Source organism: Nitrincola sp. (assembly GCF_048264025.1).
Lineage (GTDB): Bacteria > Pseudomonadota > Gammaproteobacteria > Pseudomonadales > Balneatricaceae > Nitrincola.
On sequence record NZ_JBLXDN010000002.1, the window covers coordinates 13825 to 39427 of the forward strand.

At 50.9% G+C, this 25603-nt stretch carries 20 protein-coding genes; 11 read left to right on the forward strand and 9 right to left on the reverse strand.

Annotated features, from left to right (window positions below; genetic code table 11):
- The 5 genes from relA to ACN0R1_RS02210 all read left to right on the forward strand — a co-directional run bounded on the left by relA (position 1) and on the right by ACN0R1_RS02210 (position 6702).
- Entirely contained in the window at positions 1–2274 is a 2274-nt protein-coding gene (gene relA / locus ACN0R1_RS02190; protein ID WP_417579477.1) for a GTP diphosphokinase, read from the forward strand.
- Positions 2274–3086, forward strand: a complete 813-nt coding sequence (gene mazG, locus ACN0R1_RS02195; RefSeq protein WP_417579479.1) for a nucleoside triphosphate pyrophosphohydrolase — start codon at positions 2274–2276, stop codon at positions 3084–3086. Before relA ends, mazG begins: the two co-directional genes overlap by 1 nt.
- Positions 3076–5691 (forward strand): phosphoenolpyruvate carboxylase, encoded by a 2616-nt coding sequence (gene ppc / locus ACN0R1_RS02200; RefSeq protein WP_417579481.1) that lies wholly within the window; start codon positions 3076–3078, stop codon positions 5689–5691. Before mazG ends, ppc begins: the two co-directional genes overlap by 11 nt.
- Before the next feature lie 126 nt (positions 5692–5817).
- Positions 5818–6474 (forward strand): adenylate kinase, encoded by a 657-nt coding sequence (gene adk, locus ACN0R1_RS02205; RefSeq protein WP_417579483.1) that lies wholly within the window; start codon positions 5818–5820, stop codon positions 6472–6474.
- 84 nt (positions 6475–6558) lie between these two features.
- A complete protein-coding gene (locus ACN0R1_RS02210) occupies positions 6559–6702 on the forward strand; it encodes an oxidoreductase-like domain-containing protein (RefSeq protein WP_417579954.1) in 144 nt (47 codons plus the stop codon).
- Positions 6703–6711: 9 nt separating this feature from the next.
- On the opposite strand, the gene ACN0R1_RS02215 is transcribed toward ACN0R1_RS02210, so the two are convergent.
- Positions 6712–7335: a TetR/AcrR family transcriptional regulator gene (locus tag ACN0R1_RS02215; protein ID WP_417579485.1), complete on the reverse strand. Its 624-nt coding sequence runs from the start codon at positions 7333–7335 to the stop codon at positions 6712–6714.
- A gap of 144 nt (positions 7336–7479) precedes the next feature.
- On the opposite strand from ACN0R1_RS02215, the gene ACN0R1_RS02220 reads away from it, so the two are divergent.
- Positions 7480–9516 carry an FAD-dependent oxidoreductase gene (locus ACN0R1_RS02220; RefSeq protein WP_417579487.1) on the forward strand — a complete coding sequence of 679 codons (2037 nt, stop codon included), beginning with the start codon at positions 7480–7482 and terminating at the stop codon, positions 9514–9516.
- 362 nt (positions 9517–9878) lie between these two features.
- Here ACN0R1_RS02220 and ACN0R1_RS02225 read toward each other — a convergent pair whose 3' ends face one another.
- Complete coding sequence (locus ACN0R1_RS02225; RefSeq protein WP_417579489.1) at positions 9879–11693, reverse strand: NAD(P)-binding domain-containing protein; 1815 nt, start codon at positions 11691–11693, stop codon at positions 9879–9881.
- Between the two features lie 396 nt (positions 11694–12089).
- Between ACN0R1_RS02225 and ACN0R1_RS02230 the strand changes: the two genes are divergently transcribed.
- Both ACN0R1_RS02230 and ACN0R1_RS02235 read left to right on the forward strand, forming a co-directional pair.
- Complete coding sequence (locus ACN0R1_RS02230) at positions 12090–14060, forward strand: sigma-54-dependent Fis family transcriptional regulator (protein ID WP_417579491.1); 1971 nt, start codon at positions 12090–12092, stop codon at positions 14058–14060.
- A gap of 175 nt (positions 14061–14235) precedes the next feature.
- Complete coding sequence (locus ACN0R1_RS02235; protein WP_417579493.1) at positions 14236–15732, forward strand: diguanylate cyclase domain-containing protein; 1497 nt, start codon at positions 14236–14238, stop codon at positions 15730–15732.
- Positions 15733–15775: 43 nt separating this feature from the next.
- On the opposite strand, the gene ACN0R1_RS02240 is transcribed toward ACN0R1_RS02235, so the two are convergent.
- Both ACN0R1_RS02240 and ACN0R1_RS02245 read right to left on the reverse strand, forming a co-directional pair.
- Entirely contained in the window at positions 15776–16072 is a 297-nt protein-coding gene (locus ACN0R1_RS02240) for a 2Fe-2S iron-sulfur cluster-binding protein (RefSeq protein ID WP_417579495.1), read from the reverse strand.
- A 77-nt stretch (positions 16073–16149) separates the two neighbouring features.
- Complete coding sequence (locus ACN0R1_RS02245; protein WP_417579497.1) at positions 16150–16746, reverse strand: pyridoxamine 5'-phosphate oxidase family protein; 597 nt, start codon at positions 16744–16746, stop codon at positions 16150–16152.
- Positions 16747–16840: 94 nt separating this feature from the next.
- Here ACN0R1_RS02245 and ACN0R1_RS02250 point away from each other — a divergent pair, with 94 nt between their 5' ends.
- The gene (locus ACN0R1_RS02250) at positions 16841–18277 is read left to right on the forward strand and encodes a PLP-dependent aminotransferase family protein (protein ID WP_417579499.1); all 1437 of its coding nucleotides are present in this window, start codon (positions 16841–16843) and stop codon (positions 18275–18277) included.
- 292 nt (positions 18278–18569) lie between these two features.
- Positions 18570–20225: a DUF342 domain-containing protein gene (locus tag ACN0R1_RS02255; RefSeq protein WP_417579501.1), complete on the forward strand. Its 1656-nt coding sequence runs from the start codon at positions 18570–18572 to the stop codon at positions 20223–20225.
- A 9-nt stretch (positions 20226–20234) separates the two neighbouring features.
- Here ACN0R1_RS02255 and ACN0R1_RS02260 read toward each other — a convergent pair whose 3' ends face one another.
- Positions 20235–20711: a YbhB/YbcL family Raf kinase inhibitor-like protein gene (locus ACN0R1_RS02260; protein ID WP_417579503.1), complete on the reverse strand. Its 477-nt coding sequence runs from the start codon at positions 20709–20711 to the stop codon at positions 20235–20237.
- Between the two features lie 169 nt (positions 20712–20880).
- On the opposite strand from ACN0R1_RS02260, the gene rlmB reads away from it, so the two are divergent.
- Positions 20881–21618 (forward strand): 23S rRNA (guanosine(2251)-2'-O)-methyltransferase RlmB, encoded by a 738-nt coding sequence (gene rlmB / locus ACN0R1_RS02265; protein ID WP_417579505.1) that lies wholly within the window; start codon positions 20881–20883, stop codon positions 21616–21618.
- Between the two features lie 66 nt (positions 21619–21684).
- Here rlmB and ACN0R1_RS02270 read toward each other — a convergent pair whose 3' ends face one another.
- From ACN0R1_RS02270 to purD, 4 genes are all read right to left on the reverse strand, one after another.
- Positions 21685–22869, reverse strand: coding sequence for an acetate/propionate family kinase (locus ACN0R1_RS02270; protein WP_417579507.1), 1185 nt, complete (start codon positions 22867–22869; stop codon positions 21685–21687).
- 1 nt (position 22870) lies between these two features.
- A complete protein-coding gene (locus ACN0R1_RS02275; protein ID WP_417579509.1) occupies positions 22871–23836 on the reverse strand; it encodes a bifunctional enoyl-CoA hydratase/phosphate acetyltransferase in 966 nt (321 codons plus the stop codon).
- Between the two features lie 81 nt (positions 23837–23917).
- Positions 23918–24289 (reverse strand): histidine triad nucleotide-binding protein, encoded by a 372-nt coding sequence (locus ACN0R1_RS02280; RefSeq protein WP_417579511.1) that lies wholly within the window; start codon positions 24287–24289, stop codon positions 23918–23920.
- Between the two features lie 16 nt (positions 24290–24305).
- Positions 24306–25592 (reverse strand): phosphoribosylamine--glycine ligase, encoded by a 1287-nt coding sequence (purD, locus tag ACN0R1_RS02285; RefSeq protein WP_417579513.1) that lies wholly within the window; start codon positions 25590–25592, stop codon positions 24306–24308.
- Between the last annotated feature and the right edge of the window lie 11 nt (positions 25593–25603).

Genomic DNA, 25603 nt, shown 5'->3' on the forward strand with positions numbered 1-25603 from the left:
ATGGTTAAGGTACGCGACGAACATCCTGTCAGAGATGATGGCTCTGTCGATCTGGAATTATGGCTGCAGCGCTTGCAGATGCAAACGGACGTTGCCGATGCGGAACAACTGTGCCGAGCGTGTGAAACGGTCAGAAGTGCGCATGAAGCTTCGCTAGCTGGAAATGCTGATTGGACCGAGTCGCACAAAAACTGTTACAGCATCGGCCTCGAAATGGCGCAGATACTGGCAGAGTTACAGCAGGATCAGGAGACGCTGGTAGCCGCTGTGCTCTACCGAGCTGTGCGAGAGGAAAAGCTTAGTCTGGCAACCGTTAAAAAAGAATTTGGTGCCAGTATAGAAACCCTGATTCAGGGTGTGTTGCAGATGGCCGCCATTGGCAGCCGCAAAAATCCGCGTCATGACTCTACGGTGTTGGGTGAGAGCGAAGGGCAGGTAGATAACCTGCGTAAAATGCTGGTCGCGATGATTGATGATGTCCGCGTGGCGCTGATCAAAATTGCCGAGCGTACCTGTGCTATTCGTCGGGTCAAGGATGATAGCCGCAAGAAACGCTACCTGGTCGCTCGCGAAGTCTTTGATATCTATGCGCCCTTGGCTCACCGCCTGGGTATCGGTCATATCAAGTGGGAACTGGAGGATCTGTCTTTCCGCTATCTCAAGCCGAATGACTATAAAAACATTGCCCGTTTGTTGGATGAAAAACGCCTGGATCGCCAGCTGTTTATCAATGAAGTGGTAGATCAGCTACGCAGTCGTCTGGAAGATGCCGCGATTGCCGGAGATGTTCATGGCCGAGCCAAGCACATATACAGTATCTGGCGCAAAATGCAGCGTAAGAACATCGAGTTCAATCAGGTATTTGATGTGCGTGCTGTACGCATTCTGGTACCTGAAGTCCGTGACTGTTATACCGTACTGGGTATAGTACATGGCCTGTGGCGTAATATTCCCAATGAGTTTGACGATTATATCGCCTCACCCAAGTCCAATGGCTACCGTTCTCTGCATACGGCTGTATTCGGGCCGGAAGGTAAGGTGCTGGAGATACAGATTCGTACCTTTGAAATGCATGAAGAGGCGGAACTGGGTGTCTGTGCTCACCATCTGTATAAAGGTACCGATGTGCGCGCCCGTCGCGATGGCTATGAAGAGAAAATATCCTGGTTGCGTCAGGTGCTGGAGTGGCACGATGACCTGGGTGAAAGCGAAGGTCTTCGCGAAATTCTGCGCGGTGATGTAACCCAGGACCGTGTATATGTATTCACACCGGATGGTCACGTAATCGATATGCCATCCGCTTCAACACCTGTGGACTTTGCCTACCGTGTGCATACTGAGGTGGGCCACCGTTGTCGGGGGGCCAAGGTTAATGGTCGTATTGTACCATTGAACCATGCGCTGAAAACTGGCGATCAGATCGAGATTCTTACCAGTAGTGAGCAGCGCCCACGGCGAGACTGGCTGAACATCAACCTGGGGTATGTGACTACCTCCAGGGCCCGTGCCAAAGTGGCTCATTGGTTTAAGCAGCAGGCCAAGGATCAAAATGCTGAAGCTGGTCGAGATATGGTTGAGCGTGAAATGCGTCGCCTGGCTCTGGATATTCACCAGCTGAATCTGAAATTGATAGCACAGGGTTTGAATTTCAAATTTGTTGATGACATGTTTGCGGCAATAGGTGCGGGTGATCTGCGTCTGTCGCAACTGCTGAATGAAGCACAGAAACAGACTGAACCCACCCATGATGAGCAGATGGATCTGCAGCTACTGCCAAGCCAGCATCGCCATGTAAGTCATACTCAGGGCAGTGCTGATGCAGTAAGTATTCAGGGTGTCGGTAATTTGTTGACCGTTATGGCCAGTTGCTGCAAGCCGGTACCGGGTGATCCGATTGTCGGTTTTATTACCCAAGGACGAGGCGTGTCGATCCATCATGAAAACTGTAGTAATTTGCAGACATTACGGGAAACTGAGCCTCGCCGGATAGTATCGGTCGATTGGGATGAGGCTGGTGAAAATACCTATCCAGTCGATGTAATGATCGAAGCTTATGACCGCTCTGGACTATTGCGGGATGTGATGATGATTCTGGCCAACGAAAAATTAAATATCCTGTCGGCCAACACCAAAACGGATAAGCAAAGTAATATTGCCCGTCTGTCGATGACTGTAGAAATATCCCGGCTGGAAATGTTGGGGCGTCTGATGGATAAGCTCAATCAGTTGCCTAACGTTATCGATGTTCATCGTGAAAGAGACGGGAAGCACTGATGTATACACTGGATGATCTGCTGTTTCTTATGGCACGGCTGCGCAGCCCGCAAGGTTGCCCCTGGGACCAACAACAGACTTTCAGTTCGATCGTGCCGCATACCCTGGAAGAGGTGTATGAGGTGATTGATACTCTGGAACGAGAGGACTGGCTACATCTGAAAGATGAGCTGGGTGATCTGTTGTTTCAGGTGGTGTTCTATGCCCAACTGGCTGACGAAGCCGAGCTGTTCAGATTTACTGATATCATTGATCAGTTGGTGGCTAAGCTAGTCAGGCGTCACCCGCATGTATTTCCGGATGGGCAGCTCTATACCGATAAGCAACAGCCATCGATTGATCCGGCTCAGGTTAACCAACGTTGGGAAACGATCAAGCAGCAGGAGCGTGGTGAACGACAGCAACACTCCGTTCTGGATGAAGTCCCTCAGGCGTTGCCAGCACTGAATCGTGCAGCTAAATTGCAGAAACGTGCTGCTAATGTCGGGTTTGACTGGGCTGATGCCGAGGGTGTGCTGGACAAAATTGAAGAAGAGATCGCCGAACTGCGCCAGGCTATCCGTGGCGGCCGTCATAGTGAAGTGCTTGATGAAGCCGGTGATCTTCTGTTTGCCCAGGTAAATCTTTGCAGGCACCTTAAACTTGATCCTGAGCAAGCCCTGCGCAGTACCAATCGTAAATTTGAACGGCGCTTCCGCTATGTCGAAACCCAGGTTAAGCAGCAGCGGGGAGATTTCTCCAGCTACTCACTGGAAGAGCTGGATGCCTTCTGGAATCAAGCCAAACAGAGAGAAACAGCCGATGAGCATTAATCTGCATGAAGCCTTACGTGATGATGTACGTATGCTGGGCGATAGCCTGGGGCGAACCATAGAACAGGATCTGGGTGAAGGATTTTTAGCGCGTGTCGAGCAGATACGGCATTTGGCTAAAGAGGGACGCAGTGCTGAAAAGCCCGTGCATGATGAGCTATTGGCGGCCATCGAAAGTCTGCAAAAAGATGAAGTGTTGCCTCTGGCACGTGCGTTTACCCAGTTCCTCAACCTGGCCAATATTGCCGAAGAACATCATCGCGTCCGACGTCAGCTTGATGCCGATGAACAGAATGAGCCTGATGATCTGGCTGAACTGATTCAACAGTTGCATACCCAGTGTGGCCAATCAGCACAGCAGATTGCCGAGACTCTGTCTCAGATGCAGATTGACCTGGTACTCACGGCTCACCCTACTGAGGTCAATCGGCGTACTCTGATTCAGAAATACGATGCGATTACCGACTGCCTCAAGCGACTGGATCGAAATGAGCCAGTGAATGAACGGCTTGATCAATTGATTGCACAGATCTGGCATACCGACGAAATTCGCCGCCAACGTCCAACACCGGTTGATGAGGCCAAGTGGGGCTTTGCCGTTATTGAAAACTCCTTGTGGAATGCCATCCCTCGTTTTTGTAAACGTCTTGATCAAACCCTGCAGACTACCCTGGGTTATCGACTTCCGTTAGATAGCTCACCGGTACGTTTTTCATCCTGGATGGGGGGGGACCGTGACGGCAACCCGAACGTTACAGCGAAGGTAACCGCGGAAGTTTTACAGCTATCACGCTGGATGGCTGCAGATCTGTTTGCCCAGGATATCGATGAACTTAGAAAAGAGTTGTCGATGTATCGCGCCACACCCGAGTTGCTTGAACAGGTGGGTGAACAGGCGGCTGAACCCTATCGGGCTCTTCTGGGCGGCTTGCGTAATCGACTGGAAGCCACACGAAGCGGTATAGCGGCACAGTTGAGCGGCGAGACAGCTGATACCAGTCAGTGGATCAGCAATGACCAGGAGTTGCTGGAGCCCTTGTTGCTGTGCCATCGCTCCCTGACCGAGTGCGGTATGGCGAATATCGCGGCCGGCTTGCTGGAAGATATCATCCGTCGAGTCTCCTGTTTTGGGTTGGCGCTGGTCAAAATCGATATACGCCAGAATGCTGATCGTCATATCGAAGTCTTTGATGAACTCACCCACTTTTATCAACTGGGCAGCTATGCCAGCTGGTCAGAAAGTAATAAGCAGGATTTTCTGCTGCGTGAGCTCCAGTCCCGACGTCCACTGATTCCGCACCAGTGGCAGCCTTCAGCCGCGGTTCAAGAGGTGCTGGATACCTGTCAGGTAGTGGCCGAGACCACACCGGATTCGTTGGGGTCTTATGTGATCTCTATGGCCAGTAAGCCCTCGGATGTTTTGGCCGTAATTCTGCTGTTAAAAGAGATGGGCATTGGCTGGAATATGCGTGTAGTTCCGCTGTTTGAGACTCTGAATGACCTTGAAGGTGGCCCTGATTGTATTGCCGCGTTGCTGAATATCGACTGGTATAAAGCCTACACTGAAAACCGTCAGGAAGTGATGATAGGCTACTCAGATTCGGCTAAGGATGCCGGTCAATTGGCTGCCGCCTGGGGGCAGTATCGTGCCCAGCAAGCCTTGACCCGCGTGTGTCAGCAGGAAGGTGTACACCTGACGCTGTTTCACGGCCGCGGTGGTACTGTAGGCCGAGGGGGCGGCCCCAGTCATACGGCTATTCTGTCACAGCCACCGGGATCGGTCGCTGGTGCCTTGCGGGTTACTGAACAGGGGGAGATGATCCGGTTTAAATTCGGTGTGCCAGAAATTGCTATTCGCAATATGGAGCTCTACACCGGGGCCGTGCTACAGGCAACACTCTGCCCAGGCCGACCTGCTGAGGATTCCTGGTGTCAGTATATGGATGATTTAGCTGGCGCCGGTTTGCGTGGTTACCGCTCAGTTATCCGTGAAGACCCACAGTTTGTACCTTATTTCCGTTCCACGACACCGGAACAGGAACTGGCAAAGTTGCCATTGGGCTCAAGACCAGCCAAACGGCGTGTGGATGGCGGTGTGGAAAGCCTTCGAGCTATACCCTGGATTTTTGCCTGGACACAAATCCGGCTGATGCTGCCCGCCTGGCTTGGTTCCGATACGGCGCTGGGTGAAGCGATTGAGCGTGGGGAGTTGGTTCGATTACAACAGCTCTACCGTGATTGGGCCTTCTTTCGCACAAACATTGATATGTTAGAGATGGTACTGGCTAAAAGTGATGCCAGCATTGCCACGTATTATGAGAAGCGCCTCACCTCGGATGAACTTGGGGTGCTGGGGGCTAGTTTGCGAGACCGGCTTAAATACTGTGTTGGCCTGATTAAGCAGATTAAACAGGAAGCCCAACTGCTATCAGGAAATCCGATTATCCGCCAGTCTATTGAGGTGCGAAACCCCTATCTGGATCCACTGCATTTTTTGCAGGTAGAGTTGTTATACCGTGATCGAAACCAGCCAGATCAGTGCCTAGAGCAAGCATTGATGGTTACGATGGCTGGCATCTCGGCGGGTATGCGTAACACCGGCTAGTGCTAATGTCGAATTGTGGCAGGATAACCCATGACGTTACCCTCGATTACTATTTTACTTGCGTTCGGCTCAACTGAAAAAGCCGGAATGACGACTTATTACAATTAAATCAGGAGAAAACCCTCAATGCGAATTATTCTGCTCGGCGCCCCTGGTGCCGGTAAAGGTACTCAAGCGCAGTTTATTACTGAAAAGTTCGGCATTCCACAGATCTCCACTGGTGATATGCTGCGTGCAGCGGTTAAGGCCGGAACCCCACTGGGCATACAAGCGAAGAAAGTCATGGATGAGGGTGGATTGGTGTCTGATGACATCATTATTGGTTTAGTGAAAGAGCGTATCACCGAAGCCGATTGTGCCAATGGCTTCTTGTTCGACGGCTTCCCAAGAACAATTCCGCAGGCCGATGCGCTGAAAGAAGCTGGTGTGAAAATTGATGCTGTGGTTGAAATCGATGTAGACGATGAAGAAATCATCGGTCGTATGAGTGGCCGTCGTGTTCACCCAGGCTCTGGCCGAACCTATCATGTGAGCTTTAATCCACCGAAAACCGACGGTAAGGATGATGTCACTGGTGAAGATTTAGTGCAGCGTGAAGATGATCAGGAAGACACCGTGCGTCTGCGCCTGAATGTCTATCATGAGCAGACCAAACCGTTGATCAACTATTACAAAAGCTGGGCCGAACAGGATGCAGCCACAGCGCCGACCTATGTGTATGTCGCCGGTGTTGGCAGTGTTGAAGATATTCGTGACAAGGTATTTGCCAGCTTGCAGGGTTAATACATAACCAAGCCCTGCGCAGCCAGGGCTTGGCCTCTTTTTAATAAATGCCGCTAATGATCGCTAATGACTGACACAGAAAAAATGCTTGAGCCTTTGCCCCCTGCCCCTGGCGAATGCTGTGGTGGCGGATCTTGCTGTCCTTGTGTGTGGGATTATTATTACCAACAGCGACGTTTATGGGTGGCGCAACAGTTGGCTGCAGAAGCCCAAGAATCAAAAGCATAGTGCGAAAATTTAATCCGGTGAAAAGCTATGTCGATGATAAAAACGCTTAAGTTGGTTTGGTGAGGCGGCTTGTCCAGTAAACACCCATACATAATCTTTAATGCGTGCCATACGTACGGCAAGGCTTTCATGCGTGCGCATGGATACATAGCCGATCTGAGTTAAATAAATAGTACGCGCGCGAATATCGGCTTCCTGGCTAGCAAAACCGAACTGCTCAAACATCTCACGGATCGCTTGCAGTCGTCGTTGGTCTGCCTGTTCGATTTCCGCTTCCACCTCGGCTGATTGCAACGCCCAGTTGCGCATCGCAAATTCAAAGGCGTCATCAAACAGTTCCTGATCGAGCCAGCAGTCAAACAGATTCAGCACCGCTTCGGTGATATTTTCGGCATAGGCTTGCGTCTGCTGAATCAGGTTGCCGGTGTTCTTATCTCGCCAGCGTTGTATTAGTGCCTCTAATAGCGCCTCCCGGTCCTTGAAGAACCAGTAAAAACTGGTACGCGACAGTCCCAGTTGTTTGGATAAGGGTTGTATACGCACAGTTTCTACACCACGCGTTATCAGCGTGTCATAGGCAATATCTATCCATATTTCTGGCGAGCCGCGCCAGCCGGTTTCAGGCATATTCATGTCGCGAAGAATACGGTCTTTGGTCGTTCATGGCAATCCAATGTTCACCTATGTACTTATAATTGACACATGTGTACATTTTGACTAATCTCAATGCATACGGATTTAAAAACCTATATGTAACCATCGCTGGAGGCTGTTCATATGTCTAAAGATCCTTTGCTGCAACCCTATCAGCTGAAGCACTTGACGCTGAAAAACCGCATCATGACCACCGCACATGAACCGGCTTATCCGGAAGATGGCATGCCTAAAGCCAAATACCGTGCCTATCATGCGGAACGGGCTAAAGCTGGTATTGCCCTGACCATGACGGCAGGCTCGGCGACTGTATCTAAAGACAGCCCGCCGGTATTCAACAATATTCTCGCTTACAAAGATGAAGTGGTGCCCTATATGCGTGACTTGGCTGATGCCTGCCACGAGCATGGCACGGCGATCATGCTGCAGTTGACACATCTAGGCCGTCGGACGCATTGGGCAAAGGGCGACTGGTTGTCGGTGGTTTCACCGTCTCACCAGCGAGAAGCCAGCCATCGTGCCTTTCCCAAAAAAATGGAAGACTGGGATATAGAGCGGATCATCAAAGATTATGCCGATGCGGCTGAGCGCATGTATGTCGCGGGTCTGGATGGTATCGAACTGCAGGCCTATGGCCATTTGATGGACCAGTTCTGGTCTCCGCTGACCAATACCCTGGAGGGCCCTTATGGTGGCTCTTTAGATAATCGTCTTACCTTTACCTTTGATGTGTTACGCGAAATTCGTAAACGTGTCGGCGAGCAATTTATTGTCGGTGTGCGTTATACCGCTGATGAGCAGTTGCCAGGTGGTCTGAGTGTGGAGGAAGGGCTGCTGATTTCTGACCGCTTGAAAGACAGTGGCATGGTCGACTTTCTGAATGTGATACGGGGTCATATTGATACCGATGCCGGTTTAACTGATGTGATTCCGGTACAAGGGATGCGCAATGCGCCTCATCTGGATTTTGCCGGTGAGGTGCGTAAACGCACCGGTATGCCGACCTTTCATGCGGCTAAAATTCCGGATATCGCTACCGCACGCTATGCGATCGACTCTGGCAAACTGGATATGGTCGGCCTCACACGTGCGCATATGGCCGATCCGCATATCGTACGTAAAATTCTTGCCGGGCAAGAAGAACGTATTCGTCCTTGTGTTGGGGCTAATTTCTGTCTTGACCGGATTTATCAGGGTGGTGATGCCTACTGCATTCATAACCCAGCCACAGGTCGTGAACTGACCATGCCGCATGATATTCCACCCGCAACAGAGCATAAAAAAGTGTTAATCGTTGGTGCCGGACCTGCTGGACTGGAAGCCGCACGTGTGGCGGCTGAACGTGGCCATGCGGTGACCGTGATGGAAGCCGCCGCGTTACCCGGAGGTCAAGTGCGCTTAACCGCTCAGAGTGAGCGGCGGCGCGAGATGATCAGTATCATTGATTGGCGTATGGCTGAATGTGAAACACTGGGGGTGAATTTTCGCTTTAACACCTGGGCTGAAGCCGACGATGTAATGAGCGAAGCGCCCGATGTGGTGATTATTGCAACTGGTGGCTTACCCCACACAGAGGTGTTGGCACAGGGTAATGAATTGGTGGTATCAACCTGGGATATTATCGCCGGTGATGTGAAACCAGGCAAACAGGTACTGATTTATGATGATGCGGGTGATCATGCGGCGCTGCAAGCCGCGGAAGTTATAGCGGCTAGTGGTGCCAAAGTAGAGATTATAACCCCCGACAGAACCTTCGCCCCTGAAGTCATGGCGATGAATCTGGTGCCCTATATGCGCAGTCTGCAACAGCATGATGTCACCTTTACAGTGACCTACCGATTGGAGTCGGTAGAGCGTCATGAGGGGGGATTGCTAGCCAGGTTGGGCAGTGACTATGGCGGTGTGCTCAATACCCGTCATGTGGATCAGGTCGTAGTCAATCATGGCACCTTGCCATTGGATGATCTGTATTTCGATCTCAAGCCTCAGTCAACCAATCTGGGCGCCGTGGATTATGAAGCCCTGATTGCGGGAGCACCTCAAACACTGGTCTCTAATCCTGAAGGTCAGTTCCGCTTATACCGTATCGGCGATGCCGTATCAGCACGCAATACTCATGCGGCTATTTATGATGCGCTACGACTGGTCAAAGATATTTGACAGACACAGCCCGGCACTGCCGGGCTTGCATCAACTGGGGCATTCAGGTGCTGGTGCTAAGATCTTCACGCCAACAGCATCTGAATTAGCTTCAGGCTTTTTTCAGTTTTTTCTTCAGTTTCTGCACTTTCTTTTCTTGCTTGGCGACTTTGGCTTTAGTGGCTTTAATTGCACTTTTGAGTTTCTTCTTGCTGCTCGACATGGGCTACTCCTGCCATCTTGTTAATAAATACAACACTTTAAGACTAGTCAACATAATCGGATACGTCAAAGCAGGTGTTGAACACGGTGATTTTCCGCTCAGCCACCTGCTAATCTGCAAGCTAACGCCACCTGAGCTCGGCTAGCTTATGTATCCATGCTTAACTCAGATGGTGAACTGGTTCCATGCCATACACAGGCGTCTCGATCCCCTCCATGCGCGCTTTTATTTGTAAGGACAGGTATTGAGAGTAGTGCCGGGACTGATGCAAGTTGCCGCCATGGAACCACAGCGCTTGCTGCTGTGTGGGTTTCCACATATTGCGTAGCTCTCCCTCCCATGGTCCGGGATCTTTGGCGGTGTTTGAGCCCATACCCCAGCATTTGCCGACCTTATCCGCAACTTCTTGGGAAATGATTTTAGCCGCCCAACCATTCATCGACCCAAAGCCCGTTGCATATACAATCAAGTCTGCTTCCAGTTCAGTACCGTCGGTCAGCACTACTGAGTTGGTTTTGATGCGCTCAATCGATACGCCTGATTTTAGTTTGATCTCTCCGTTAGCCACTAAGTCCGATGCCCCGACATCAATATAATAGCCTGAACCTCGGCGCAGGTATTTCATGAACAGGCCTGAACCATCCTCACCGAAATCAAGCAGGAAGCCTGCATCGGTTAGGCGTTGGTAAAACTCAGCATCTTTTTCCGCTACGGCTTGGTAAGCCGGGATATGGAACTGTGGCATGATTTCAAAAGGTATGGATGCGAATGTGAGGTCGGCCTTGTAAGTCGTCATGCCATTTTCAACAGCTTCTTCAGAATAGAGCCCACCTAACACCAGCTCCATCAGTGAATCTGATTTGATGATATGTGTAGAGGAGCGCTGAATCATAGTGACGTCAGCTTCATTTTCCCAAAGGGCACAACAGATATCATGAGCTGAGTTATTCGCACCAAGGACGACGCATTTTTTGCCTTTGTAAGCTTCACCTCCAGGGTGTTTACTAGAGTGATGCTGTTCACCTTCAAACACATCCATACCCGGTATATCCGGAATGTTAGGGATACCCGACATGCCCGTTGCCAGAACCAACTGCTTGGGGTGAAGTGTCAGTTTTTCGCCATTGCGATCGACTTCAACTGTCCACTCCTGTTTATCTTCGTCATATTTTGCCTGGGTGCAACGGGTGGAGCCCCAGTAGTTCAGCTCCATGACGTTGGTGTACATTTCTAACCAATCACCGATCTTATCCTTGGGGGTGAATACCGGCCAGTTTTCGGGAAATGGGATATAGGGCATGTGGTCATACCAGATGGGATCGTGCAATGAGAGTGATTTGTAACGATTACGCCAGGTATCTCCGGGCTTAGGCAGCGCATCAATAATAATGGTCGGCACTTCAAGCTGTCGAAGCCGAGCGCCTAAGCCAATACCTCCCTGGCCACCACCAATGATCAAACAGTAAGGTTGTTCGCTATAGCCAAGGGTTGCTTGCTCATGCTGGCGCTTTTCTAACCATGTCTGACGGTTCTTATTGGCACCATGTTCTGCCCCTTTGGGGCGTAGCTTATTGCGTTTTTCGGGGTAATTCTTTAACTCGGTCATGGTGGTTAAGAAGGTCCATGCCAGTCCATCGCGAAGTCGCAGATAGCCTCGTCCTGTAGCTTCCTTGGTGTCGAAGGTAATCCAGGCCTCGACTACCCCGTCTGTTTCGGTAGCATCTTGTTCCACGCGCCAGTTGCTAGGGGCCACCGTTGCCATAGTCGCTGCGATCATGTCACTAATAGCTGATCGGCCAGCCAGGGTTTTTATGTTCCAGGTAAAGGCGACCAGGTCGCGCCAGTAGCCTTCCTTTTCAAATAATTGAGCCGCTTGCGTCGGTGTGCCGGAACTCAAAGCAGCCGCTAATTTTTCCACCCATGCGACGGCGTCAAGTGTCGGCTTATGATTTGGGGTGAGTGTGGTACGAGTCATAGATCTCTCCAATGCAGACTATTGTTTTTGTTACTGCGTTAACACCAGCATTGCTCATGGGGCAGGAGCATCACAGGGCAATGTTGATAACAGAGATAGAGCAGTAAGCGTGCCAAAGCGCGGTGCTGCAAGGGTTTTCGTTTTTATGTAATTGAATTTAAATAATATTTTATATTTATTGCGCAGAGTGTGGCGGCGATTGGCTGAGGAATTGCTACAGGTTTTTTTACAGTTGTAACCTGTTCTAGTCACAACTGTAACGTGAAACCAAGCTCAGCTTTACAGGTGTAACGCGATCACATCAGCCCTATATAGAAAGATAGAAAGCCAGTCTTTTACAGAGTAAACTCGGGAGTGCCGTGCAATAAAAATAACAGTCGCGGACCAAGGAAAAACATGCATAACTTAAGCCAGCGTCGTCATATAGACACAATACTTAGCTATGGTGGGCATCAATCCGCACCTAGGCGCTATGCGCCCATACATGAACTCATTGGCCGTTCGTGGAAGCGCTGTTTGAGTGAATATGGTTTAGATCCTTGCCAACCGAGACCTGCACGCATTGTCACGCAGCAAACCTTGCGCGAGCATCAAGATTCAGTCGATGAGTTCTTGAATGTGGCGCGAGCAGGTGTAGAACAGTTGTATGCTCAGGTAGCCAGCTTGGGTTATGTCCTGTTATTAAGTGATTATCGTGGTATCACTGTTCAGTTTCTGGGGGATAAGCGTGATGAGCGCTTGCATAAGGCGGGACTCTACTTGGGCGCCGACTGGAGTGAGCAATACGCAGGCACCTCGGCAGTGGGTACGTGCATCCAGGAGCAGCAAGCGCTTACCTGCCATCGGGTTGATCATTTTGATAGTTCGCACATTAGCTTAACTTGTACCGCCGCTCCGATAAAAGACCCGTCGGGTCAGCTGCTTGCGGTTCTGGATATCTCTGCTCTAAATTCATCCCGCACACCTGAGAGCCAGAATTTTGCCTTGCACCTGACCCAGCTCTATGCGCGCTTAATTGAAGACGTCTATTTTCTAAGGCGTTATCGTCATCACTTAGTGTTTAAGTGTGATCAATCCCGAGAACTTGTACAAGTAAGCGGACAATTGCTGTTTGCTCTGGATGAACAAGGTGTGGTGCTGGCAGCTAACTCCGCCGCACGGGACTTACTCATGCAACTCAACAAAATTGATCTGCCAAAGCTTTCATTACCTGAGCTGCTTGAGTGCCAATGGCAAGACATTTTATCCATTAATGCTTGTCATGATGGCACGCGCGCTTTCCGGGTAGAGGGTACTCAGCAAACCTTGTACGGCACACTTATTGAGCCGAAGTCGCCTACAGCGAGTCGGTTCTTCATGACCCCCAGCGTTACGCAGCAAGCTGAGCCAGTTCCTGCATTAGACCGTTTATGTGCCGATGATCCCACCATGCGCCAAACTCTAGGTTTGGCAAAACGCTTACGTAATAAAAATGTGAGCTTGCTTATTCTCGGCGAAACAGGCACGGGTAAGGAGGTGTTGGCACAGGCGATTCATGCCACGAGCCATCGAGCCGACAGTGCGTTTATGGCTGTCAATTGTGCCGCTATTCCTGACTCTTTGATAGAAAGTGAGTTATTTGGATATGTACCGGGTGCCTTTACTGGGGGGCGTGCAAAAGGTGCAAAAGGGATCATCCAGCAAGCAAACGGTGGCACACTCTTTTTAGATGAAATTGGCGATATGCCCTTACATCTGCAAACTCGTTTGCTGCGCGTCTTGGCAGAAGGGCAGGTGTTACCCTTGGGTGCAGTAACACCTATTGATCTGGACATTAGAGTGTTGGCGGCGACCCACTGTAATATTCAGAAACTTGTTGCAGAGGGCCGCTTTCGCGAAGATTTATTCTATCGTTTAAATGGAGCAACACTAACACTGCCTACACTGAGAGCACGTGCCGACAAGCAGTACCTTATCCAAGCCTTGCTACAGCAGATTAACCCCAATATCCGGCTAAGAGCCGATGCGGTGAGCGCCTTACTCGCTTATGCATGGCCTGGTAATATCAGGCAGCTTGCTAATGTGTTGACCTTTGCAGAAGCCATCAGCGAAGCTGGCGAAATCACCGTACACCACTTGCCTAAAGAAATTACAACACATCAACCTGAGCGGCCGGTTTTTTCTTTCCCAATGCAAACGCCTTACGAGCTTTCCCAATCAGACATTACCGACAGCTACTCACAATCTTCTGAACAACAAATTCTGCTGAATCTGCTGCGACAGCAGCGTTGGAATATATCAGCGGTTGCCAAACAATTGAGTGTGTCGCGTCCCACCGTATACCGGCGGATTAAGAAGTTGAACATTGTTATGCCAAAGGATGCGTAAAGCCCGATTGCGACGCTATCGGTTAAAAAACAGGCTTAAAAGTGAGGTGAAAGCATCTTTCACCTGTTCCTTGACAGGAAGGAGGATTTGCCTATTCCGAATAGGGGGATTATGCTCCAAAGACTCCAAAAATTAATAATTAGGAGATAGAACGCTGACTACGGTTGCTAGAGATTTGCGCCGTAAACGCATGCCCCGGTTAACGCGCATCAATTACACGCCCCGAGTTCTCGGGTTCGGTGCGATTTTTGTTGCCATTTCCTGGCTGACTTATGTTCGCGACTGGTCCGCCGGACTCTATGTCCTTGCGGCTGTCTACTTTCTGCTGTACCCCCATTGTGTGTATTGGTTCGACCGTTTACGCGAGTCACGTAAGGGTATCGAAGTTCCTGCTATGCTGTTCGATGCTTTTATGCTGGCGCTATGGACGGTTGCAATCGAATTTTCCGGCTGGGTCAGCTTTACCTTACTGGCCGCTGTTATTCTCAACAACACCATGACCGGTGGCATCACCCAGTTCATGCGAGCCGCCGCCTGTTATGGATTGGGCCTGTTAGTCGGAGCCTGGTTATTTGGGGTAAATTGGTCACCCGAGGCCCCGCTGGGTATCGAAATTCTTACTATGATTTCACTGCAGATCTATATTTTTGGAGTTGCCTGGGTGTTTTCTATACAGAACCAGCGGCTGTTTCGTACTAAAACTGATGCCGAAAAGAAGAATGTCATTTTTTTAACCATGCTCAAACTGACCGATCTGGGTGATCAGTCCGAAACGCTGGAGCATTTGGTCGATGAGGCCTTGAAGGTGTTGCAAGGACTCTATCCGAATCAATCTTTTGGTTTTGTACTCAAGGATCCTGACGAGTCTGATACCCTGCACTTTGCCGCCTATACCTCAGATCTGGACGAGGAACAACGCGCCCTATTGCGTTGCCAGTTGTCGCGCGTGTGCGAGTATTTACCTAAAGGGCAATTCGTCAGCATCGCTGATCAGGATGATAATAGTTTTGTGTTTCCGTTGAAGCAGCGAGTGGATCGTTTTCAAGGGTTGTTACTGATTCATGGACGGAAGCTACCGGAGGAAGAACGGCAATCGATGAGGCTGTTACTAAAGCAACTCAGTACCACGATTGCCAATAAGTTGCTTTCCCTTGAGTTGAAATCAGCGGCCGAGCGGGATGCACTGACTGGCATCTATAACCGTGGTCGGCTGGAACAAGAAATCGCGGCCGCTCAGGCGAGGCTACGCGACAATGTGGATGCACATTTTGCTGTTATTTTGATTGATCTGATTGGCCTTAAATCGATCAACGATCAGTACGGGCACATAGCGGGTGATCAGTTGATTTGCCGTGTTGTCGATGCACTACGTGCCACCTGTAGAGAGCATGATCGTCTGTTTCGATTTGGTGGTGATGAGTTTGTCATCCTCTGTCGAGATGAAACGGGTCAAGGTGCCAGAGCCTTGATGAAGCGTATTGATCACTGCGTCAAGGGGCAGAAGGTGTCTTTGCCAACCGATCAAGGTGCTGCGATGGATGTGCGTATTGAACTCAGCATTGGTCTGGCGCGCTCTGATCAGGTTCCGCCGGAAGACGTACTAAAGCGTGCCGATGAACGCATGTACGAAGATAAGAAACGCTGGTATGCCGAGCGTGATCGGTACCGATAGGCGTTTCAAGTTTACTGTTAGAGATTAACGTGTTCGGAGTAGATCATTTGGGTTCCTGGCGTTTAAGCTGCATCAGCTTCAGGTCTGTTTTCGGGAAGGCGATGCAGGGCAGTATCCAGCCACCAGCCTGCTCGCCGTCATTGAGCCCATAGGGGTGACGCCCCCGATAATCGATAGTGCCAGATACCAATCGACAGCGGCAGACACCACAGGCGCCGTTTATACAGGCTTTGCGCAGCAAAATATCTGCATCGGTCAGCGTGTCAAAGAGACTCTTTTCCGTATGGGCGGATAAGGTGACTATAGGTGTATCGTCCAGCTGTAATGTTATTTCAGTCATACCGATATGGCCTGGCCAAAACCCTGATTGTGATCTTGGCGTCTAGTCTCCTCTGCCACAGCCTGCCAGTAAACTGATTATTCGTAGATAATTTCGCCCAGTTGCAGCTGTATCGGTTGAACACCTGCCCAAACCGGAAGTTGCATATCCTCTGGATCATCCACTGGCCCGCCGGTTCTGACTTTGGCGGCAATGTTGCTTAGCGTAAACGCTAATACACTGGTGGCTTTCAGTTCAGTGGCATTGGCAGGACGTGCTTCTTTTGAGCGACCTGTATGGAATTTCTCCATCAGCGCATCCAGTGCCGCACATTTCTCCTGTTCATCGGTCACCAATCTGGCTTTACCATACAGAATAACGCTACGGTAGTTCACCGAATGGTGAAAGGCTGAGCGCGCAAACACTATCCCATCCAACAAGGTAATGGCAATGCTGCCTTCCGCCCCGTTCATCAGCCGTTGGAACAGCCCGTTTTTAGCAGAACCGTGTACATACAGAGTTTCGCCTATACGCCAGTGCAGAGTGGGTTGGATATAAGATGTCTGCTCATCGCCGCAGGCAAGATGACACACCAGGGCTTCATCAATAATGGCATGAATAACGGCCTGATCATAATTGGCCCGCTTGGGACCACGGATAACACGGTTTCGCTCATTGATCGGGTATTCGCTCATAGTCATTTCCTTCACTGTGGATAAAAGCCAGTGTAGAGGGCTAAAATGGATTGTAAAAGATCCAATTTATAGCAAATTTATAGGTCCAATTTTGATGCGTCTACCGCGAACACCTTTCAATCCTATGGCTGATCCAAGTCTGCCACGCTATCGCCAAGTGTTTGTCTGGTTACAGCAGGCCATACTCGCCGATGAGCTGAAAAGTAGTGAACAGCTGCCCGCTACACGGGATCTTGCCCGTCAACTGGGCTTGTCCCGTAATACCGTGAAGGAAGCCTACGAGTTGCTTCAGGCTGAAGGTTATATTGAAGCGCGTCAGGGTGCAGGCAGTTTTGTTGTTGAGTTGCCTGCCCATCTGTTGCGTCATGCCCCCGTGGCTGATCCTGATGTCTATCCGCAACAGGCTCTACCTGACTTGAATCATCGTCTGCATGCGCTGCAAGCCTTCCGCATACCGGAAACACGGGTTTCTCAGCGTTTGCAGCCTGCGCTACCGGCGTTAGATGCTTTTCCCTTGCCGCAGTGGAAGCGCTGCCTGAATCAGTCTACTTCTCGGCCTCTGCTGCAGCACAGCCCGCTGGCAGGTGAGCCGTTGTTGCGCGATGAACTGGTTAAGTATCTGGCTATGCGCCGTGGTATTCAGGTGGATGCATCACAATTGCTGATTACCTCAGGTTCGCAGCAAGCCCTGCATTTAGTGGCTGAGTTGCTGCTGGGCTCAGACGATACAGCCTTAGTAGAGTCCCCAGGCTATCCTGGTACGGCGGCGGTAATGCGTGCCGCCGGAGCTAAGGTAGAGTTCATTAGCTGGCAGTCTTTGCAGCAAGGGCTACCTAGTGGGCTGGTGGCAAAATGTTTGTGCGTGACGCCATCACGTAACTTTCCTTTGGGGCATACTTTGACCTTAACGGCGCGTTTAGCGCTGCTTAACTGGGCTGAACAGCAACGCTGCTGGATTATTGAAGATGATTTTGACTGCGAATTTGCGACTGGACAGCCAATCACGGCCTTATATGCGTTAAGCAGGGAGCAGCGTGTTATTTATACCGGTACCTTCAGCCGCACCATGTTTCCGTCCTTACGCCTGGGGTATCTAGTACTACCCCAGGCTTTGGTGCCTGGCATGCTTAAGCTGCGTGGATACCAGGACGGGGGGCTGACACGCCTGCCCCAGCATGCACTGGGTCAATTCATGGCTGAAGGCTATTACAGTCGGCATTTGAAAAAGATGCGCCAGCTGTATCAGCAACGTCGAGATGCATTGATGGCGTTGATATCAGCTTCTCCCTTATCGGAATTACCGATGATCGATGCGGGTGGAGGGATGCACCTGGTACAGGCGTTACCACCGGACCGCCTGGATCAACCTTTGTGTCAGCAGCTCAATAATGCCGGTATTGGAGTCCGCCCTTTATCGGCCTATGACTCATTGACACAGCAACAGGGGTTGATACTGGGTTTTAGCGCAGATACGGCTGCCCAAATGGCATGGGCCGTTGCCCAGCTAGGCCAGGTATATAGTCAAACATGATGTTGAAAGGTGTAGGGGTCTTGCTGAAAATGTAGGATATTTAGAATAAGTAGTATTCGCCTGGGGGGAATAAGGCCGAGTCGATCCTCGCTGATTAATATAGCTTTTCTGTGAAAGTACGTGGTTGTTAATAATTTAACCGACACCGGTGTTGGCTGCCATTGTTTGAATTTTTTCTTGTTTGTCAGTTTTTATGCTATAAGTTAATCATTATGTCTGTTTGAATTGGTCTTTTTTTAACCACTAAAATAATGACGAAGGCCCTATGACTTCATTAGCAGCGGAACCTCCTATGGATAATGCTGCTGAAAATCAGTCTCTGGTTTCAGCAGTTCTGCTCACTTTCGATCCAGATACCCAGTCTGTACTGGCGACACTGGAGCCCTCCCCGACTGCTCATAAAATAGACTTGCCCATGCTTGAGGCGCTGTTGCAAGCACAGGGATATGGTGAGTTTTATACGTCCAAAACGGTTATGCATGAATTGATCCTTCAGGCCAATCAGGGTAAAGATGGCAGTAAGGTGATAGCCAATCGACGTGATGCTGAGCTGAAATGGGTGATCAAACCCAATAAAATGGCTGTTTATCTCACGGTGGTGCCAGCTTATGGGGGTAAGAAAATAACCCGTGAGTGGGTGTTTGAAGAGCTGCAAACGCAGGGAATAGATGAAAGCTGTGTGGATCAAGCCGCACTGGAGCAGGTACTGGAGGCTGGTCAGGCTGAGCGTCTTTGTGTGGCACGTGGTATTGAGCCGGAGCCTGGATTGGATAGCCGGTTTGAAGTGCTGGTTGAGGATTGCAAGAACCTGCTTGCAGGCTACTCAGATGAGGATCAGGTCGACTTTCATCAGGTGCAGAATTTTACTGTGGTTGAAGAGGGAGAGGCTCTGATGCAGCGCTTGCCACCCACGCCAGGCGTGCTGGGTTTAACCGTGCTGGGTGAAAAGCTTCCCACTGAACCAGGTTGTGAACTGGAATTTAATGCTGGTGCAGAGGGTGCGATTATTGACCCGAATAATCCGGATCTATTAATTGCAGCGGTAAAAGGTCATCCGATCCTGATTGAGAATGGGGTTGTGGTTGATCCGACCTTAAGGATCGATACGATTAATCTGGAGAGTGGCAATATAGATTTTGATGGCTCAGTTGAAGTGAAGGGTGATGTTACCAGCGGCTTTTCACTCCAGGCGACCGGTAATGTCTTTATTGGCGGTATGGTTGAAAAAGCTACGGTAGTTGCCGGTCGGAATCTCACCATTGTTGGCGGCGTGGCAGGGGAGGATCTTGGGCGTGACCATAACAACCAGTTGATTCTCAAGGCGCGTATCAGAGCGGGCGGCAATATCAGTGCTAAATACGCTAATCTTGCTTATCTTCGTGCCAATGGCGATATCCTTATTCGTGAGTTTGTATTGCAAAGCCACCTGTCAGCCAAAGGCGGCGTTTATCTGACCCAACCGGGGAGTAAAGGCTGCATCATCGGTGGTAAAACCCTGGCCCGCACCGAAATTATTGTCAACGGCCTGGGGAGTGATGCGAATGTCCCGACGGTAGTGAGAGTCGGTAGAGTCAATTGCAAACGCAAGCTGGAAGAGCAATTACAGGCGGAGCATAAAAACTGCCTGAAGAACTGCGAAAAATTGGAAAAAGTGCTCAAGTCTGCTGAAAATCCAGAGCCAAAAGCATCAATCAATGAACAGATGTGCCTTAAGATCAAAACTACACTAACCTCTTATGAGCAGAAAGCTGAGCGGATCAAGGCCATACAGGTGCAATTGAGCGCCAGAAAACAGTCAAACGACGATGCCAAAGTGACAGTCAATGGGATAATCTATCCAAACGTCTGTATAGGTATCGATGGTGCTAGCTTTAACAATCGGTTGCGCAAAGGCGGCTGCACCCTGGTACGTGAAGGTTCCGAGGTTGTCTCGCACGGAGTTCATTAGCGAGTTAAGTCAATCGCGCTGGTAAGTACCGACTAACCGATTGGCACCGAGCAAATAGGGCTCGGTTTTTTCCAGTAATTCCGCCATGCTCAATCCAGGTGGAAGATCCAACTGACGATCCAGTGCCAGAATCCAGAAATAGTAGTGGTGTACACCATGTCCTTCGGGCGGCATTGGACCAGCATAACCGCTTTTACCATAATCATTGATCCCGGCGGTACCTTCGGTGCTGCCTTCAACCAGGCTGTACAGCTCGGCGGGCAGATTATAGAGCACCCAATGCACAAAGCCGTAGCTACCCAGCTTGACTAAGGGAGCGTCTGGGTCATGGCAGATCAAGGCAAAGGCCTGGGTGCCTTCAGGGACAGAGTTCCAGCTCAGTGCGGGTGAGACATTTTCTCCCTCACCGGTATGTTTGCTGGGGATCTGGCCAGCCAGTGGGAAGGCGCTGCTGGTCAGTTGGATGCTTGAGAGTGCAAAACCCATATTCTGTGCTCCTTAAGTCAAATGATAAGGCGATGGGCTTTAGTATTAACGCTAAGATCAGGCTTTTCAAGCTCGGGCCTGTGGCAACGTCTCCAGTTTCATTCGGCAACTGCAACCTCAGCGGTAATTTCTGTTAAAATCAGCGTTTATTTACAAGGGTTGGGTTTTCATGTCCTCAGAGCGAGTGTTTGGGCTTCATGCCGTCAGTTCCGTGTTGCAGCGTGATCCGGTGCGCATCAAAGTATTGTTTGTTCAAGAAGGTCGTGACGATGATCGTCTGAACCGTTTGCTGGAACAGGCCGAAGCAGCGGGTGTTACTGTTCAGCGCAGTGCACGGAAACGACTGGATGGAATGGTAGATGGGGTTCATCAGGGTGTAGTGGCGGACTGTAAAGCGATCAGCGCTGGTGATGAGTCTGATCTGCAGAAGTTGCTTGCTCAACTGCCGGAAAACCCTCTGTTTCTTGTGCTGGATGGGGTCACAGATCCACACAATCTGGGTGCCTGTCTGCGTACAGCCGAAGCGGCCGGTGTGCTGGCGGTGATTGCACCGAAAGATAAGTCAGCGCCATTGAATGCTACCGTCAGTAAGGTGGCCTGCGGTGCCGCCGAGATCGTACCTTACATACAGGTGACGAACCTGTCGCGCACCCTGCAGGCATTGCAACAGGCTGGCGTATGGATCACGGGTACGGCTGGGGAAGCACAGCAGACCTTATTTGAGGCTAATCTGAAAGGGGCGGCCGCGCTGGTGATGGGGGCTGAAGGTAAGGGGATGCGTCGTCTGACCCGGGAACATTGTGATCAGTTGATCAAGATTCCGATGCTGGGCAGCATCAGCAGTCTGAATGTGTCGGTGGCAACTGGAGTGTGCTTGTTCGAGATAGTACGTCAGCGCAGTCTCTGAACTGCTTAATGCGTTGTCTAAGCGGTCCGGCATGTGCCGGACCTGGCTTAAGCTGTGAGCAGAAGGCTAGTTGATCTTGCTGAGCGTATGCATGGCGATCATCATCTCTTCATCCGTGGGAATGACCCGCAATGCCAGCGTTGAACTGTCGGTGTTGATGATGAGGGCATTTTTCTGATTGGCCTCGCTGTCCAACTCGGCACCGAGCCAGCGGCAACGCTCAATAACACGGCTGCGTACAATGGCATCATTTTCGCCAACACCACCGGTAAATACGATCTGCTCAATGCCACCCATGGCCGCAGCAAGGCGTCCGGCTTCTTCAGCAATTCTCAGACAAAACAGGTCGATAGCTTCTTCGGCATCTGGATGTCCCGCCTTGTGCAGCTCCAGCATGTCGGAGCTGATACCGCCGGATACCCCAAACCAACCACTCTCTTTGTAGAGTAGCTTCTCAATGGCATCGATATCCATGGCGTATTCGCGCATCAAATAGAGTATGACACCTGGATCTATATTACCGCATCGGCTGCCCATGGGTAGGCCTTCTACAGCGGTAAAGCCCATACTGGATGCCACGGATTTTTCATCGCTGATAGCACACATGCTGGCACCGGCCCCCAGGTGACACACAACTGTTTTCAGCTGGCTGCTATCCATTTGACGCAGTTGATGCAGAATAAATTCATAAGACAGCCCATGAAAGCCATATTTGATCACGCCTTCGTCGGTTAAATGCTTAGGAATGGCATAGAGACGTTCCAGGCGCGATTGACTGGCATGAAACATAGTATCAAAGCAGCCCACAGCCGGTAACTCTGGCAGCAGATTTTTGATTGCTTCTATCAGCTTCAGGTTGTAAGGCTGATGCAGGGGTGCGAGTGGAATAAATTGCAGCAGTTGACTGCTGACTTCATCGGTCATCAATACCGGTTTGCTGAAATCATTGCCGCCGTGCACGATTCGGTGCCCTGTCGCGACCAGCTCATGACCCTGATATTGCTTATGCAGCCAGTTAAGCACTTCATTGAGTGCGGCTTGATGGCGCTGCTCCCGTCCACAGTCGCCCATATCCAGGGTTCGTGTATCCAGTGGGCTTCCCTGGGCATCGGTCGCACTAAAGCGAACACCGTCACCTAGCAGGTTACCGAGTTTGACCACACAAAGATTTTTCAGACCCTCCTGGCAAACCTGATAAAGACCACATTTCAGACTGGATGATCCACCGTTAACGGTCAGCAGCGTTTTCATTTCAGGCGTCCTGTTCTGGGTGGTGAACCATATGGGAAGCCATAGCACAGGAGGCTAAACGTCCCAGCGTACCTTCGGCGCGACTGGTGAGTATGATCGGCACTTTGGCACCCACGGCAAGCCCAGCGGATTTGGCGCCCGCCAGATAGATCAGCTGTTTGGCAATCATGTTCGCAGATTCCAGGTCAGGTGCCAGCAGAATATCGGCTTCGCCGGAGACGGGAGAGTCTATGTGTTTGTCGATCGCCGCTTGTAAGGATATGGCGTTATCAAACGCCAGAGGTCCATCCAGAATGGCGCCGGTAATCTGGCGTCGATCTGCCATCTTGCACAGTGCCGCCGCATCAATGGTGCTTTGCATGGCGGGTTTGACTTTCTCGACGGCGGCTAGAATGGCCACTTTGGGTTTGTGAATGCCCAGTGAGTGACAGAAATTGATCGCATTCTGCACGATGTCACGTTTAGTCAGCAGGTCCGGTGCAACGTTGATGGCGGCATCGGTGATAACCAGGGGCTTATGATAATTCGGGATATCGAATACCCACACGTGACTGAGGCGGCGTTCGGTGCGTATGCCTTTGGTTTTGTGGATAATCGCGGCCAGCAGTTCGGACGTGCCTAAGCTGCCTTTCATCAGTGCAACGGCTTCTGCACTACGGACCAGTCCACAGGCGCGTTCAGCCGCTTCATGGCTATGCTCGGTACTGACGATTTCGTATGGGGAAAGGTCAATGCCTTCAGCTTCAGCGGCGGCGCGAATTTTGTGCTCTGGGCCAACCAATAACGGCTCAATCAGGCCCTGCTCAGCCGCTTCTATAGCACCCATTAAGCTGTTGTGGTCAACCGGATGGACAACGGCGGTGCGTATAGGGGTTGCCTGGCGAGCCTGCTCGATGAAAAACTCCAGTTGATCATGCACTGGCGGGCGTTCTTTACGCAAGTTAGCGGATGGATTCTTCTCAGTCATTGTCTGACTCCTTGGTTAGTCACTGTGCGTCATAATAGCAGACTTATAGTCATTATGACGCACTGCAGCATAAGAGTCACTTCAGTTGTTAAGGTTAACTTTCAATGTGTCCTGATAGGGTGGCCATCCGAGCGGTTTGCCCCCGAGAAGGTGCAGGTGAATGTGGTAGACCGTTTGTCCTGCATGGCTGTTGCAGTTAAATACGGTACGGTAGCCGTCTTCGGCAAAGCCTTGTTCGGCGGCCAGCTTTGCAGCGACCCATAGCAGGTGCCCAGCCGTTTCACGGTCATCGGCTGTTATATCGTTGAGCGTAGCTATGTGCTTGCGCGGTATGATCAGGGCGTGAAAGGGCGCCTGTGGATTGATATCCATAAAGGCCACGACCTTATCATCCTGGTAAACAATATCAGCCGGGATTTCATTGTTGACGATTTTACAAAATAAACAGTCCATCATCTTCTCCTGCAGGCTAGTCCAGTTGCTCACGGGCTATGGCGCGATAGCCGATATCATGACGGTAGAAGGCGTCTTGCCAGCGGACTTGATGTACCGTCTGATAGGCACGTTGCTGCGCATCACCGACACTGTCTCCAAGGGCGGTAACGCAGAGCACCCGGCCACCCGCCGTCACCACCTGATCACCTTTCAATGCGGTGCCAGCATGGAAAATTTTACAGTCAGTAGTCTCGGCTGTGGGCAGTTCGATTTCGTCGCCTTTGCGATAGTCGCCTGGGTAACCGCCAGCCGCCATCACAATACCCACGGCAGGGCGGTCATCCCACTCAGCGGTGACCTGATCAAGTCGCTGATCCAGCGCCGCCAGACAGAGCTCTGCCAGACTGGTTTTAAGGCGCATCATGATCGGTTGGGTTTCCGGATCACCAAAGCGGCAGTTGTATTCGATGACCTTGGGCTCGCCAGCTGGGCTGATCATCAGGCCAGCATAGAGAAAGCCGGTATAGGGATTGCCTTCAGCCGCCATACCTTTGACGGTAGGCATAATCACTTCACGCATAATGCGTTCATGTATCTCAGCTGTTACCACAGGCGCCGGTGAATAAGCACCCATGCCGCCGGTGTTCGGGCCGGTATCCGCATCCCCTACACGCTTGTGATCCTGGCTGGTGGCCATAGGCAGAACATGTTCACCATCGACCATGACAATAAAAGAGGCTTCTTCGCCTTCCAGAAACTCTTCGATGACAACTCGGTGCCCAGCATCACCAAAGGCATTGCCTGCCAGCATGTCCTTGACCGCGGCTTCCGCTTCATCCAGAGTCATGGCGACGATCACACCTTTGCCTGCCGCCAGTCCATCGGCCTTGATGACGATAGGTGCACCCTGCTGGCGCAGGTAAGCCAGCGCTGGTTCTACTTCAGTAAAGTTGCTGTAGGACCCGGTAGGAATGTTCTGTCGCGCCAGGAAGTCTTTGGTGAACGCTTTGGAGCCTTCCAGTTGAGCCGCGGCGGCACTGGGACCGAAAATTTTCAGCCCAGCGGCCTGGAACTGATCGACAACGCCAGCAACCAGCGGTGCTTCTGGCCCGACGATAGTCAGGTCTACCTGGTTGGCGTGAGCGAAATCGATCAGGCCTTGGGTATCCATGGCCTGTAGATCAATATTGCTGACCTTGGCTTCTGTGGCACCGCCAGCATTGCCTGGCGCTACAAAAACCTGCTGTACGTTAGCGTCTTGAGCAACTGCCCAGGCCAGGGCATGTTCGCGCCCACCTGAGCCTATAATTAATACCTTCATCTTGTCTCCTG